Here is a 14,399-nt window from a genome sequence, read left to right as displayed (position 1 = left end):
GCGGCCATGTGCGGGCTTCCGGTGGCCGAGCCGCGCACCGGCCGCCCCGGTGTCGGTGTGGACACCGCGCCCCTCCCGCTCCTGGAGCCCTCGGCCCCTGGTGATGCGGATTTCGAAACACTGGCATCGCCACGCGATTCCCGGTGCGGGCGCGGGTGCCGGTGCCGGTACGGGGTGCTGGGCTAGCGCCCCAACGCCCGCGCCAGATACGGCCCCGTCCGGCTCCCGGTGGCCCGGGCCGCGTCGGCGGGTGTCCCCGTGGCGACCACCCGCCCCCCATCGGCGCCGCCCTCCGGCCCGAGATCCACCACCCAGTCCGCTCCGGCCACGACAGCCATGTCGTGCTCGACGACCACCACGGAATTGCCGCCGTCGACCAGCTCGTGCAGCCGCCCCACCAGGACCTCCACGTCCGCCGGGTGCAGCCCGGCGGTGGGCTCGTCCAGGAGGTACAGGGTGTGGCCGCGCCGCACCCGCTGCAGCTCGCTGGCCAGCTTGATGCGCTGGGCCTCGCCGCCGGACAGCTCCGTCGCGGGCTGCCCGAGGCGCAGGTAGCCGAGGCCGACGTCGAGGAGCGTGCGCAGGCTGCGCAGTGCGGCGGGGGTGTCGGCGAAGAAGTCGGCGGCGGCCTCGACGGTGAGGTCGAGGACGTCCGCGACGGTCAGCCCGGCATGCGTGACCTGCAGGGTCTCAGGGTTGTAGCGGGCGCCGCCGCAGTCGGGGCAGGGGGCGTACGTGCTGGGCAGGAACAGCAGTTCCACGCTCACGAAGCCCTCGCCCTGGCACGTCTCGCAGCGCCCGCCCGTCACGTTGAACGAGAAGCGGCCCACGCCGTAGCCGCGCGCCCGCGCCTCGTCCGTCTCCGCGAAGACCTTGCGGACGACGTCGAACAGGCCGGTGTACGTGGCGAGGTTGGAGCGTGGGGTGCGGCCGATCGGCTTCTGGTCCACGCACACCAGGCGGTCCACGCCCGCGAGGTCCGCCGGATCCTCGGCGAGCGCCCCGATCAGCGTGGACTTGCCCGAGCCCGAGACCCCCGTGACGGCGGTGAACGCGCCGAGCGGGAACTCCGCTGTCACGCCCCGCAGGTTGTGCCGCGTCACCGGCCCCACCTTCAACCAGCCGTGCGGCTCCCGTACCTGACGTACCGTCATCGGAGTCCGGTCGAAGAGGAAGCGGGCCGTCGCGGACTCCGCCACCGCCTCCAGGTCCGCCACCGGGCCGCTGTGCAGCACCTGCCCGCCGTGCTCGCCCGCGTGCGGGCCCACGTCGACGAGCCAGTCCGCGTGCCGCATCACGTCCAGGTGGTGCTCGACCACGAACACCGAGTTGCCCGCGGCCTTCAGCCGGTCCAGGACGGTGAGCAGCGACTCCGTGTCGGCGGGGTGCAGGCCGGCCGACGGCTCGTCCAGGACGTACACGACGCCGAACAGGCCGGAGCGCAACTGCGTGGCCAGGCGCAGGCGTTGCAGCTCACCGGAGGAGAGGGTGGGGGTCGGGCGGTCGGGGGAGAGGTAGCCGAGGCCCAGTTCGGTGATGGTGCCGATCCGCGCCAGGAGGTCGCCGGTCAGCACCTCGGCCGTCTCCGCCCCGGCCGCTCCCGCGCCCGAACCGGCCGCCGCTTCGAGGTGCTTGGTCAGCTCGGCGAGCGGCAGCGCCGAAAGATCCGCGATGGTGCGGCCCGCGAACGTGACCGCGAGCGCCTCCGGGCGCAGCCTGCTGCCGCCGCACGCCGGGCACGGCTCACTGGCCAGGAAGCGCTCGGCCTTCGTGCGCAGCGTCTGGCTCTTGGAGTCGGAGAACGTCTTCATGACGTAGCGCCGGGCGCTCATGTACGTGCCCTGATAGGGGCGTTGGATGCGGCCCGCCTCGCGCACCGGGTGCACGGTCACGACTGGCTGCTCGTCGGTGAACAGGATCCAGTCCCGGTCGGCCTGCGGCAGCTCCCGCCACGGCCGGTCCACGTCGTGGCCGAGGGTGTCGAGCACGTCCCGCAGGTTCTTGCCCTGCCAGGCGCCGGGCCAGGCGGCGATCGCACCCTCGCGGACGGACAGCGAGGGGTCGGGGACCAGCAGCTCCTCGGTGGTGCGGTGGACCCGGCCCAGGCCGTGGCACTCGGGGCAGGCCCCGGCCGCCGTGTTCGACGAGAACGCGTCGGAGTCCAGCCGCTCGGCGCCCGCCGGATAGTCGCCCGCGCGTGAGAACAGCATTCGCAGCGAGTTGGAGAGCGTCGTGACCGTGCCCACCGACGAGCGGGAGGTCGGCGCGGCGCGGCGCTGCTGGAGCGACACCGCGGGCGGCAGCCCGGTGATCTCCCCGACCTTCGGCGCGCCCACCTGGTGGATCAGACGGCGCGCGTACGGGGCGACCGACTCGAAGTAGCGCCGCTGGGCCTCCGCGTAGATCGTCCCGAAGGCCAGCGAGGACTTCCCGGAGCCGGACACCCCGGTGAAGACGGCGAGCACGTCACGCGGGACGTCCACGTCGACCCCGCGCAGATTGTGCTCGCGGGCACCCCGGACCCGTACGAAGGGGTCGTGCTCGTGGGCCGGGCGGCTGTGCATGGGCGGGCTCCGTACGAGGTCGGGGGCAAACCCCACGATTCTAGGCCGGAGCCCGTTCCGCACCCCGGGGCGGATCGGTCCGTGGCGTCACGGGGCCCCGGGGCCCCGCAGTCCGGTGATCCGCGCGAGCCGCCGGAAGGAGTCGCTGAGGCCCTCGCGGTCGTACGTGCTCGTGGTCACCAGGACCTCCTGCGCGCCGCTCTCCTTGATCAGCGTCTCCAGCTCGGCGGCGACCCGGTCCTCGGTGCCGTGGAGGTGTCCGCGCAGCCCCGACTCGTAGAAGCCCCGCTCCTTGTCCGTCATCGCCCCCGTCGCGGCGCGCTCCTCGACGCTCTCGGCGGACGGCAGCGGCGGGAACGTGCCGTGCGTGCGCGAGTACGCCAGGGACCAGGCCTCCGGTATGAGCAGTCGGCGCGCCGCCTCCTCGGAGCCGGCGACGGCGATGGAGCCCGAGATGACCACGTACGGCTCGTCGGACCAGGCGGAGGGCCGGAACGCGGCGCGATAGCGCTCGATGGCGGCGAGCATCTTCGCGCGGCTCCGGATGTCGCCGACGACCATCGGAAGCCCCGCCTCCGCCGCGATCCGGGCGCCCTCACCGATGGCGAGGACGTACGGCGGGACGCTCAGCCCCTCGGCCGGACGCGCGTGCACGCCCGTGTCCGAGGTGCCCCGGAACCAGCCGAGCAGTTCGTGCAGGTGCGCCGCGAAGTCGTCCGCGTCGTGCTTGTCGCGGCCGAGCGCCTTGCGCACCCCGTCCGTGAACCCGACCGAACGGCCGAGCCCCATGTCGATCCGCCCCGGGAACAGCGCCTCCAGTACCCCGAACTGCTCGGCCACCACCAGCGGTTGGTGGTTGGGCAGCATCACCCCGCCCGTGCCCACCCGGATCGTCCTGGTGGCCCCGGCGACCGCCGCCGCGAGCACCGTCGGCGCGGAACCCGCGACTCCGGGCACGCCGTGGTGCTCGGACACCCAGAAGCGGTGATAGCCGAGCGCCTCCAGCTCCTGGGCGAGCGCGACGGTGTCCCGCAGGGGCTGCGTGGGGTCGTGCCCCTCGCGGGTGCGGGAGCGATCGAGTACGGAGAACCGCGTCGCCCCCACGTCCGCTCTCGGAGCCTCTGACGCGTCTTGTCGCTGCTGGTCTTCCACGGCTGCTCCGGGTGAGTCGTTTCCGGCGGTGACCCGGATGATCTCCTCTGCTGTTTCCATGATCCGTCAGGTCCCCGGGGCGGGCAAAGTGATTCTGCTCTCCGTGGTGCGGAATCCTCCTGGGGCACCGTCACCCGGGAACGGCCCCCGCCCGGGTGGCGGTCAGGTGTACGGGCAGGGCGAGCGGGCCGCGCACGACCGCCTCGGGCTGCCGCCAGCGCAGGGCGGACAGAGGGGTGCGGGGCGTGAGGCCGGGGGCCGCCGCGGCCAGTTCCGCCAGGGCCACGCGCAGCTGGGTACGGGCCAGCTGGGCTCCCAGGCAGATGTGCGCGCCGTGGCCGAACGTCAAGTGGCGGGCGGGGCGGCGGGTGATGTCGAGGCGGGTGGGGTCGCGATGGGCGCGCGCGTCGAAGTTCGCGTGCAGCAGCGACACCACGAGCGCCTCCCCGGCCCGCACCACGACCGTGCCGAGCCGTACGTCCTGCCGGGCGACGCGTGTGAAGCTCATCGGCACGACCGGCGTGTGGCGAAGGAGCTCCTCCACCGCCGCGGCCGCCTCGCGGTGCGGCGCCGCCGCCAAGCGGTGCCACTGTTCGGGGTGTTCGAGCAAGGTGACGACAGCCAGGCCCAGTTGGCCGATGGACGTCTCGTAGCCCGCGTTGAGCAGCAGCTCGACCAGCGCCGTCAGCTCGTCGTGGCTCAGCGTGCCGTCTTCGTCGTACGCCGTGGCGAGGGCGCCGAGGACGTGCTCGCCGGGGGCGCGGCGGGCCCGGCTGATCAACTCGCCGATGTAGGCGCGCAGCGCGTCGCGGGCCGGGCCCTGCTCCGCGAAGTCGCCGGTGGTGACGCCGAGCGCGCGGTCCGCGAGGTCGGCGAAGTGCGTGTGCTCGGCCTTGGGTACGCCGAGGACGCGGCAGATGGTGGCGGCGGACAGCGGCATCGCGTACTGCGAGACGAGGTCGATCCGGTCCCGCCCGGCCAGGAGTCGGCGGGCCTGGCGCCGGATGCCCTCCTCCAGACCGGCCACGGCCCGGGGCGTGAACGGATGGTTCACCAGGCGCCGCAGCCGGGTGTGCTGGGGCGGGTCGAGACTGGTCAGGGCCGCCGGGTCCGGGCGCATCGGGTGGCTGGCCGGGGCCTCGGGTGCGGCGGCCGCGGCGCGGCTGAACCGCTCGTCGGTGAGGACCGAGCGGCCCAGGTCGAAGGCGGTGACCAACCAGATGCGGTCACCGGTGGGCGCGACGACGGGCACGACCTCGGCCGCGCCGTCCGCGGTGGGCAGGAAGTCGGGAAGCGGCCCGTGCTGGTGGGCCGTCCCGCTCGGCAGGTGCGGAGGATTCATCAGTCCGTGTGTGCTCCCGCTCAAGGGAGGGCGGCCGGTGCGGTACGGGAGTTCGCCCGGCCCGGCACCCGCCGCCCCTCCGGTGCTTCGTCAACTGGCGGCCAGGTGCGCGCTAGTCGGCCCTCTTGGTGCCGACGACGAGGTACTCCGGGCCGTCGAGATGACGTACGGACGTCTCGGCGAAACCGGATTCCGCCAGCCACGACCGGCAGTCGGCGCCCGTGTAGCCGAGGCCCCCGGCGGAGACCAGGGACACGTTCAGACTGATCAGCAGGCCGGTGGTGCGGTCCCTGCGGTCGTCGTCGATCAGGGACTCGTAGATGAGCAGCGAACCGCCCGCGGGCAGGGCCTCGTACGCCTTGCGGATCAGCATCTTCTTGATGTCCAGGTCCCAGTCGTGCAGGACGTGTCCCATGACGAGGACGTCGGCCGTGGGCAGCGGGCCGGTGAAGAAGTCGCCGCCCTCGAAGCGCGCCCGGTCGGCGATGCCCAACTGCTTGGTGTGCGCCGTGAATCCCTCCTCGACCACGGGCAGGTCGAAGCCGATGCCCTCCACGTGCTCGTGGCGGGTGAGGATCTGGGCGAGGAGGGAACCCTCGGCGCAGCCCACGTCCGCCACCGTGCGCACGTTCCGCCAGTCGTGCGTCTCGGCGAGCGCGTGGTTGGCGCCCATGCTGTAGCCGGTCATGGCCCGCAGGAATCCGCTCACCTGGTCCGGCGCGGCGAAGGCCTCGCCGAAGGTGTCGCTGTCGGCGTCGGCCTCGACCAGGGCGGGCTCGGTCGGCGCTTCGCCGGAGCCGTCGGTGTTGCCGGACGCGGCGAGGGCGCGGGTGAAGTCGAGCCGCCCGCCCGTGCGCAGCCCCTCCGTGAGACCGGCCCAGCAGGGGAAGCCCGCGTTGAGGAACTCCAGGTAGCCCGAGATGTCGGTGGCGGGCTTGGCCGGGTCCAGGTGCCGGTCGGCGAGCGGGGCGTTCTGGTACACGCCGTCCCGCCGCTCCAGGAGGCCCATCGAGACCAGGGCGTCGAGGAAGTCGGCGCCGCCGCGCCCGGTGATGCCGAGGCGGGCGCGCAACTCCGTGCCCGTCGCGGGCCGTTCGGCCAGGGCGGCGAAGACCTTCAGCTCCACGGCACTCAGCAGGACCTTGGACTTCCAGAAGGCGACGGCGAGATCGATGATGGCGTGCGGCGAGTCGGGCGCGCCGGGCCCGGGTGCGGCGGGGTCGGTCATGCGGAACTCCATTCAGGGGGAGGGGTGTTGGGGGTATTGGGGGGCGGCTGAATTGGTGGTCTACGTCAGGCCCAGATCCTTGTAGAGGGCGTCGCCGATCGCGATCATGCGTGTCTGGTGCTCCTCCTGCCAGGTCTTGCCGTTGAGGTGCAGTGCCACGACGAGCCCGGCGTCGGGGTCCGCGAAGGCCGACGAGGTCCACAGGCCGTAGTGGCCGAAGGTGCGCAGTGAGGCGTGGCGGCTGAAGGCCGTGCAGATCTCGCCCAGGTGGTGGGACTCGTTGCGGAAGCCGAGCCCCCAGTCCGCGTTGCCGAAGGCGTCGACCAGGCCCACCCGGTGGCGCGCGGTGAGCGCCAGCACCGTCTGGGGGCGAAGCACGCGGCCCTTCCGGCCCTGCCCGCCGTTCATCAGGGCCTCGAAGAACAGCGCCAGATCGGACATCGGGCCGCGGATGTTGAGTCCCGGGATGGGGCGGGTGCAGGACGCCTCGGTGGCGTACCAGTGCGTGGCCTGGACGGGGGCGCCGCCGCCGGCGAGGTGGATGAGCGGCAGCCGGTCGGCCGTGTCGCGGTACTCCCGCGGGCTGAGCACGACCCGGGTGGCGTCCATGCCGCAGGGCGCGAGGACCTCCTCGGTGAGATAGCGCTCGTAGTCGCGCCCGTCGAGGGCCCGGACCACCTCGGCGATCAGGAACCACGCCCACCACGGCGCGTACGCGATCCGGGTGCCCGGCCGCGCGTCGGGCGGCACCGTCATCGTGCGCAGCCGCTCCCGGCGCAGGGCGAGGGGAGCGGCCATGGTGCCGTGCAGCGGATCGAGGCCCATGGGCACGGCCGAGGTGTGGGTGAGGAGCTGGTACAGCGTGACGGTCTCCCGGCCGTCGCCGGTGAACCACGGCAGATACGCGCAGACGGGCGCCAGCGGATCGAGCAGGCCCCGCTCCCACAGCTGGCCCACGGCCACGGCGCCCACCGACTTGGAGCAGCAGTACCAGATGGGCAGGGCGGCGCGGGTGAAGGGGACACCGGGGCGGCAGTCGCCGAGCGCCACGGACAGGCGGGTGCCCGACGCGCGGTGGACGACGGCGAGCTGGGCGCCCGGGGTGCTGCGGCCGAGTTCCGCGCGCAGGACGGCCAGCGTGCCCGGCAGGATCCGCTCGGCCTGGCGGCGGGCCTCCTCCTCGTGCTCCTTCTCCTCGTACTCCTCCTGGGTGGCGTCGGCCCGGCCCGGCGCCGGGTGCGGGCGGCGGCCGTGCGGCGCGGCGTCCCCGGCCGGGGGCAGGCCCGCGGTCACCGCGCGCAGCCGCGCCAGGACACCGGACCGGTCCTGTTGGAGCATCCGGTCCAGGAAGAAGACGAACAGGAACACGCCCTCGAGGCGGACCCCGGCACGTTCGAAGAGCCGCACCCGCCGCACCCCGTCGCCGAAGAGGAACACGGCGGCGTCCGCGACGCTCAGCGTGAGCACCAGGGCGGGCCGCTCGCCCCAGTCCCCGTCGCTGAACCGCAGCCGCCCGGTGGGCAGGTCGGCCCGCACGAGGACCCGCTCCGCGGTCCCGGCGGGAGCGTCGGTCAGACACAGGCCGAGGCGCACCGCCGAGTCCCCGTCCGGCGGCTCGGCGGCCGTCACGTCGGCGGCGCACCGCAGCCACCGCGCGGAGAAGAGCGGGCTGGGCGCGGGCACGTCCACCCCCGTCCCCCTGTCGGCCCGCGGCGCGGCGTCGGCCCGCACCACGTCACCGACCCCGCTCACCGCATCGCCCCGGAGCCCGGCGACCGCTGCGCCCGTGCGACGGTGAAGCGCACCGCGGAGGTGCTGGTCAGGCTGCCGTCGGGGGCCCGGAGCCGGTCGAGTTCGGCGTTGACCGCCGCCTCGGCCCGCTCGCGCGACTCGGCGGGCACGCCCTCCCAGAACATCCGCCCCGCGGTGGACCAGACCCAGTCCCACCACTGGTGCGGTCCCCGGAAACGGGTCACGCACGGCTCCTCCACGGTCTCCACCGAGGCGTAACCGGCCTCCTCCAGCATCGCGTGCAGCGCCGCCACGGAACGGAAGGGGCTGTCCTCGGGCAGCGCGTGCGAGGAGCCTCCGCGCCCGTAGGGGGCGCTGGCCGCGAAGACCGGGTCCCAGCGGGGGTCGGGCCGTCCCCACCAGGACACGGCCAGGCGGCCGCCGGGGCCGAGCAACTCCCGGTAGCGGGACACGGCTTGGCGCGGGTGGGGGAGGAAGAACAGCGAGATGCCCGCGCACACGACGTCCAGCGTGCCGTCCGCGGGCGGGTGCACGCCGCCCTGGGCGTCCCAGTCGATCGTCTCGGCGTCCGCGACCACGGCGTGGGCGTGGGTGAGACCTGCCTCGCGCAGCGCCGCACGGGAGCGCGCGACCATACCGGCCGACAGGTCGACACCGACCGCGCTGCCGGTGGTGCCGGTGGCCCGGGCCGCGGGGACGAGCACGGCGCCGGTGCCGCACCCGATGTCGAGGATCCGGTCGCCGGGCAGCACGTCGGCGTGGCCGATCAGACGCTGCCCGAGGTCGGCGAAGTGGTTGACACCCACCCGCTCGTACGTGGGCGCGCTGCGGTCGAAGAGACCGGCGAGCGCGGCCTTGCGCTCGTCGGCGGTGGCGGGCCGCGCGACGGTCCGGGCGGAGCGGGTGGCGGGCGGGGGAGAGGCGGCGGTCTCGGTCACGGCGAGGTCCCTTCGGGGGCGGGCGAACCGCTGGGCGGAGCGGCACGGTTGGCGGGCACGGGCGTACTGGTGCGTGGGGGTGTGCCGGCGTGGACGGGGGCACCGGTGCGGACGGGCGTGCCGGTGCGGGCCGAGGCGTAGACGGCGGTCACCACCTCCAGGGCGCGGCGGGCGCTGTCCCCGTCGGCCAGCGGCGGGCGGCCCGCGCGCACGGCGGCGCAGAAGTCGGAGAGCTGGTCACGGTGCGGCTGGTAGAGCAGTCCGCCCTGGTCGCGCCGCGGCTCGGCCCGCTGCGGCGGCAGCACGTCGGCGACCTGGTTGCCCGCACCGAACGCGCCGTAGGCGGCGGCCCGTTCACCCTCGCGCGCCGCGTGGAAGTACACCAGCTCGTCGTTGTCGAGCACCGCGCTGCCGCGGTCCCCGTGCACCGCGAGGCGGGCGGTGCGCCCCGGGTAGGCGGCCGTGGTGGCGAGCAGCACCCCCAGGGCGCCCCCGGCGAAGCGCAGGCTGGCGCTGGCCACGTCCTCGACATCGATGTCGTGGTGGGCGAGCAGGCCGGTGTGCGCGGCCACCTCCGCGACCGGACCGGCCAGGTGCTGGGCCAGGTCCACCAGATGCACCGCCTGGTTGATCAGCGCGCCGCCGCCGTCCAGGTCCGGCGTGCCGCGCCAGGAGCCGGACGCGTAGTACGACTGCTCGCGCCACCACGGCAGCTCCACGACCAGGGAGGTCAGCCTCCCGAACCGGCCCTCGGCCACGGCGGACCTGACGAGGCGGACGGCCGGGTCGAAGCGGTGCTGGGAGACGACCCCCAAGGTCAGGCCGCTGCCCTGCGCGGCGGTGAGCAGCCGGTCGGCGGCGTCGAGCGTGACCTCGACCGGCTTCTCCACCAGCACGTGCTTGCCCGCCCGCAGCGCCCGCACGCCCAGGTCGGCGTGCGTGCCGCTCGGCGTGCAGACCACCACGGCGTCGACGTCGGTCCTGGCGAGCAGGTCGGTGACGGTCAGCGGATCGCAGCCCAGGGCCGCGGCTGTGTCCTTGGTGCGCCGCGGATCGCGACCGGCCACCGCGACCAGGCGGGCCACGCCGGGCAGGCCCTCCTGCTCGTGGGTGAGGAGACGCCCCAGGAACGAGCCGAGCACACCGCAGCCGATGATGCCGAAGCGCAGCACGTGCCTCACCCCGCCGTCGGGACGATGGAGTTGCCCAGGAAGTTCGGCAGCTCCGTCAGGCGCTGCTGCTGGGCGTCCAGGTCGATCGGGTAGGTGGCGCGGTAGTGCCGGGTGACCTCTTCCACCTCATGCCAGGTGGTCGGCATCCGGCCGCCGTTGTGCTCGGGCGCGAGCTGGTCGTACAGCGTGGTGCCGGGGCGCAGGTAGAGCTGGTTGATGCCGAACCAGGCGGGCATCTCGGCGGCCCAGTCGACGAGTCGGCCGGAGATGCACGCCTCGTCGCCCGGCAGGCCGATCAGGACGAACGCGAACGGCACGATGCCCGCGTCCCGCAGCTTCAGGACCGCCTGCTTGATCTGCTCCTCGGTGACCCGCTTGTGCACGCCGGTGTCGGCGATCGCGGGTGACTCGGCACCCAGCCACATGCCCTGGCAGCCCGCCCGCGCCCACTGCGTCACATCGCTCTTGAGCACGATCTCCGCCCGGGTCTGCCCCACCCAGCCCAGACCGCGACCGTCGAGGCGCTCGCACAGCCCGCTGTAGAAGCCGCGGTTGATGCCGAAGACGTAGTCCAGGAAGAACACGAACTCCAGGCCCGCGTTCTGCTGGGCGTCGATCTCCGCGACCACCCGGTCCAGGGGCTGGGTGCGCATGCGGGTGCCGAACGGCAGGTGGCAGTAGGTGCAGCCGTACGTGCAGCCGCGGGCGGCCAGGACCATGCCGCACGGGCCCGGCAGCGGCAGGCCGCCGGAGATGACCTCGGCGGTGTAGTCGGCGGTGGGCACCAGGTCGAAGGCGGGGAAGGCGAAGGAGTCCAGGGGCACGGCGGGGTAGGGCTTCGGGCGCGGCGCGGGGGAGTCGAGCAGGTTGTGCGGCGCGCTCCGGTCGCACAGGACCGGCTCCGTGACTCCCGCCAGCAGGTCGGTGACGGCGCCGACGGTCGCCGAGTCGGTCTCGCCGACGGCCACGTGGTCCACGGCGAGGTCGGCGCGGGTGGATTCGGGCAGTTGGGTGCCGTGCGGGCCGACCGCGACCGTACGGGCGTGCGGGAAGCGGGCGACGGCCCGCTCCACGGCCGCCCGCACCGGGCCGAGGTCCAGGGGGTAGCACTGGGCCCGGTCCGCGATGGCGCTGTAGACGACGAGGACGTCGAACGGTTCCGCGGCGGCCGGAGCGTCCTGCAGGCGCTGGTCCCAGATGGTCACGGAGTGGCCCGCGGCCCGCAGTTGCCCGGCGGCGGTCACCGCGTCCAGGGGCAGTTGGATGAAGTACCGGTCGAAGGGATTGCTGGGGATGACGAGGCAGACGCTGCTCATGACGGGTTCACTTCCACGGTCGGGGTTCGGAGCACCGGTGACGGCGCGCCGACGGGCAGCTGCTCCTGGGCGCGGGCCCGGTCCGCGAGCCGGCTGATGCGGGCGATGCCGCGCAGGTCCGGTGCGGAGCGCGGGCCCGGGGCGAAGAGCGTGGACAGGGCCCAGCGCAGGGCGTTCTCCATGGGCGAGTCGTGGATGAGCCACTCGCGGGCGCCCTCGGCCCGGCGCATGGTCAGGCGGTGCGTGTTGCGCGGCAGGGGAGTGCCGCCGGGCAGGCCGACCGGGTCGAGGTCGAGGCGGAAGGAGACCGGACCGGCGTCGACCCGGACGAGGCGCTGCCTGCTCTCCGCGCCGGTGGCCGTCCGCGGGTACCAGGCGGGGGCCGGGCAGCCGGGCCCCGCGTGCGGGCCGACGATCGTCGAGTACAGCTCCACCGCGGGCCCGCCCGGCGGGCGGGTCCGGTCGTGGGCCGCGACGCTCGTCAGCTCCGGCTCGTGGGCGACCCCGAGGTCGTGGCAGCCGGGGTCGGTGGCCAGGTAGCGGTCGTGCACGGCGGGCGGCAGGACCGTGCCGAGCAGGGCGAGCATGTGCAGCCACTCATAGCCGAACACGCCGTAGTCGCGGTCGACGAAGCGGCCCGAGGCGATGTCCGCGCGCCGGTCCTTGCCGAAGGCGACCCGCACCGCGTCGATCGGGTGGCCCGGCGCCCACTCCTCGCGCGCGGCCCTGAGGATGTCGGGCGCCGTGGCGTGCGCGTACTGGTCCATGACCACCAGGCGGCTCTCGTCGTACTTGGCGAGCAGCGCGGACAGGTCGGGGGCCTCCCAGGAGCGGCACACCGGCTTCTCGACGAGGAGACGGGCCGACGGGTCCCGGTCCAGGACGGCGGCGGCCGTCTCCACGTGTGCGGCGGTGGGCGTGCACACCGACCACACGTCGACCGGAGGATGGCGTGGCACGTCCTCGATCCGGGCATACGCGGGCAGGGACGGCGCGAGCCGGGCGGCCGCCGGGTCGACGACCGAGACGCGCACGCCGAGCCCGCCGAGCAGCCGGTGGTGCAGTTGTCCCGCGACGCCGTAGCCGACGATGCACACATGCGTCCTAGCGGACATAGGCGTCCCCCACGGGTGTCGTGGTGTCGTACGGGCCGGTGCCCGCTGGCCGCCCTTCGCGCAGGTAGCAGTCGTAGTACGCGGGGAAGAGACCGGCCTCGTCGATGAGTTCGTCGACGACGTCGAGGTGCACTCCCGGGGTGAGGGAGTCCACGTCCCGGCACAGGCGCTTGGCCGCGAGCAGGGTTCCGGCCCGGTAGGCGTCGTACCCGCGGTTGGCGATGCCCTCGTACTCGTACAGGTTGAGCGAGCGGCCGTCGCCGAGGAGCGTGACCGTCGCGCCGTGCGGCAGGTGGTGGCGCACGCCCACGTAGGGCACGGGCGTCGAGGTCGCGCCGCAGCGGCCCTCGCTGAGCACGCTGAAGTCCTTGGTCGCGAAACCGGCCAGGAGCGTGCCGTCGGCGAGCAGCGGGACGTCCCGCTCGGTGACGGCCGTGCCGCCGCTGCTGCCGATGACGAGGAAGGGGCGGTGGTCGGTGAGCGCCTCGGCGATGGTGCGGTGCGTCTCGAAGCCGTCCTCGGCGGCCGTGATGAGCGCCAGGATGTCGGTGTCCACGACGTGCACGCGACAGCCGAGCGCGCGCAGGGCGTGGGCCACGCGGTTGCCGAGCGTGCCGTAGCCGAGGACCAGCACATGGCGGCCGATGAACTTCTCGCCGGGCACGATGGCGCGCAGCCGGCGCACGCACGAGTCGGCGATCTCGTTGTAGCCCAGGCGCGACTTGAGCTGCGAGCGGGCCAGGTTCAGGACGGGCACGGCCAGTCGGCCCGGCGCGTCGTGGATGCGCTTGAGACCGCTGACGGTCAGCTCGATGGCCGCGTCCACCGGCTCGACCAGACCGTTGTCGCTGCCGCGCCCCTGGGCGAGCAGCCCGCCGTCGTCGATGACGAGGACCTTGCGGCCGACGGCGTGCGCCCGGCGGATGAAGTCCTCCACGCGGGCGTCGACGGCCAGCGCCTCGGCCCGGGCGGCCTCGTCCGCCGTCCCGTTGATCACCGAGTTGTCCAGCACGTCGCTGGCGTAGCCGCGGTGCAGGAACCAGGTGTGCACCCGGTCCCGGTGCAGCGTGCGGTCGCCCTTGGAGAGGGCGTAGATCCACTCGGGTGCGATTCCGGCCCGCTCCATGGCGAGCAGCAGGCCCACGCTGTTCTCCACGTAGTGGTCGCGGAAGATCAACGCCCAGTCGGCGAAGGCCGGTTCGGGAGCGTCGTAGCGGCCGAGCAGCGGCATCGCCGCCACGATCGTGTCGGCCTCGGCCTGGGTGTAGCACTGCGCGCGCCGCCCCAGCTCCGCGACGAGCGCGGCGAACACCGACTGTGCGCGCGGCGGCAGCGGTCCGGACGCCGACACCAGCACCCGGTGCGCGTACGCGGCGGATGCCACGGATCCTGTGTGCCCCGCGGACGCCACGGATCCCGTGTGCCCCACGGACGCCACGGACCCCGCGGGCCCTGCGGACGTCACGGCGTCGAGCGTTCCCGGTGGTCCCGCGGGCAAGGGGGCGCTGCGCACCGTCAGGACGACGCCCTCGACGCGCACCGTGCACCGGCCGGGCCCCTCCTCGTGCAGGCGGGCCGGTTCCCTGGGCCAGGTCTGCCCGGCGATGACCGTACGCACCGCCGTCAGGACGGCGTCGGGATCGAGACAGCCGTCCACCACTTCGAACGGGCCGGACGGCCCGCACTGCGACACCTCCTCCTCGTGTTGAACGTGATTCAAACCCACTTCAGATAGCGACATATGTCCACCCATGCCAGGCGTGCATTCCTTGTGAGAACAGCCTCACGCGGCCCCGCCGTTGCGCTGTGCGCAGCAGTTG

General features: G+C 74.0%; 10 protein-coding genes. All 10 read right to left on the bottom strand.

Translation table 11 applies throughout. The features are described from left to right. Positions 1 to 182 precede the first annotated feature (182 nt). On the bottom strand, positions 183 to 2,564 hold the full coding sequence (locus IE274_RS36235) for an excinuclease ABC subunit UvrA (RefSeq protein WP_190120198.1): 2,382 nt from the start codon (positions 2,562 to 2,564) through the stop codon (positions 183 to 185). 87 nt (positions 2,565 to 2,651) lie between these two features. Continuing rightward, positions 2,652 to 3,776 carry an LLM class flavin-dependent oxidoreductase gene (locus tag IE274_RS36230; protein ID WP_190120197.1) on the bottom strand — a complete coding sequence of 375 codons (1,125 nt, stop codon included), beginning with the start codon at positions 3,774 to 3,776 and terminating at the stop codon, positions 2,652 to 2,654. Positions 3,777 to 3,846: 70 nt separating this feature from the next. Beyond that, entirely contained in the window at positions 3,847 to 5,058 is a 1,212-nt protein-coding gene (locus tag IE274_RS36225) for a cytochrome P450 (RefSeq protein WP_190120196.1), read from the bottom strand. Positions 5,059 to 5,170: 112 nt separating this feature from the next. After that, on the bottom strand, positions 5,171 to 6,286 hold the full coding sequence (locus tag IE274_RS36220; RefSeq protein ID WP_190120195.1) for a methyltransferase: 1,116 nt from the start codon (positions 6,284 to 6,286) through the stop codon (positions 5,171 to 5,173). 60 nt (positions 6,287 to 6,346) lie between these two features. After that, entirely contained in the window at positions 6,347 to 8,038 is a 1,692-nt protein-coding gene (locus IE274_RS36215) for a serine hydrolase domain-containing protein (protein ID WP_229910040.1), read from the bottom strand. After that, positions 8,035 to 8,976, bottom strand: a complete 942-nt coding sequence (locus IE274_RS36210; RefSeq protein WP_190120194.1) for a class I SAM-dependent methyltransferase — start codon at positions 8,974 to 8,976, stop codon at positions 8,035 to 8,037. Before IE274_RS36210 ends, IE274_RS36215 begins: the two co-directional genes overlap by 4 nt. Beyond that, a complete protein-coding gene (locus IE274_RS36205; protein ID WP_190120193.1) occupies positions 8,973 to 10,148 on the bottom strand; it encodes a Gfo/Idh/MocA family protein in 1,176 nt (391 codons plus the stop codon). Before IE274_RS36205 ends, IE274_RS36210 begins: the two co-directional genes overlap by 4 nt. Positions 10,149 to 10,153: 5 nt before the next feature. Next, positions 10,154 to 11,464 (bottom strand): B12-binding domain-containing radical SAM protein, encoded by a 1,311-nt coding sequence (locus tag IE274_RS36200; protein WP_190120192.1) that lies wholly within the window; start codon positions 11,462 to 11,464, stop codon positions 10,154 to 10,156. After that, positions 11,461 to 12,579, bottom strand: a complete 1,119-nt coding sequence (locus IE274_RS36195) for a Gfo/Idh/MocA family oxidoreductase (RefSeq protein WP_190120191.1) — start codon at positions 12,577 to 12,579, stop codon at positions 11,461 to 11,463. The genes IE274_RS36200 and IE274_RS36195 overlap by 4 nt, the downstream gene beginning before the upstream one ends. Then, complete coding sequence (locus IE274_RS36190; RefSeq protein WP_229910039.1) at positions 12,569 to 14,299, bottom strand: Rossmann-fold NAD(P)-binding domain-containing protein; 1,731 nt, start codon at positions 14,297 to 14,299, stop codon at positions 12,569 to 12,571. Before IE274_RS36190 ends, IE274_RS36195 begins: the two co-directional genes overlap by 11 nt. Between the last annotated feature and the right edge of the window lie 100 nt (positions 14,300 to 14,399).

It is taken from the genome of Streptomyces flavofungini, assembly GCF_014650815.1.
GTDB classification, from domain to species: domain Bacteria; phylum Actinomycetota; class Actinomycetes; order Streptomycetales; family Streptomycetaceae; genus Streptomyces; species Streptomyces flavofungini.
This window is presented reverse-complemented; position numbering and strand designations above follow the sequence as displayed.

Excerpts from the sequence above, each read along its gene's own strand:
- IE274_RS36235 (WP_190120198.1), bottom strand. The coding sequence starts at position 2,564 with ATGCACAGCCGCCCGGCCCACGAGCACGACCCCTTCGTACGGGTCCGG.
- IE274_RS36230 (WP_190120197.1), bottom strand. The coding sequence starts at position 3,776 with ATGGAAACAGCAGAGGAGATCATCCGGGTCACCGCCGGAAACGACTCA.
- IE274_RS36225 (WP_190120196.1), bottom strand. The coding sequence starts at position 5,058 with ATGAATCCTCCGCACCTGCCGAGCGGGACGGCCCACCAGCACGGGCCG.
- IE274_RS36220 (WP_190120195.1), bottom strand. The coding sequence starts at position 6,286 with ATGACCGACCCCGCCGCACCCGGGCCCGGCGCGCCCGACTCGCCGCAC.
- IE274_RS36200 (WP_190120192.1), bottom strand. The coding sequence starts at position 11,464 with ATGAGCAGCGTCTGCCTCGTCATCCCCAGCAATCCCTTCGACCGGTAC.
- IE274_RS36195 (WP_190120191.1), bottom strand. The coding sequence starts at position 12,579 with ATGTCCGCTAGGACGCATGTGTGCATCGTCGGCTACGGCGTCGCGGGA.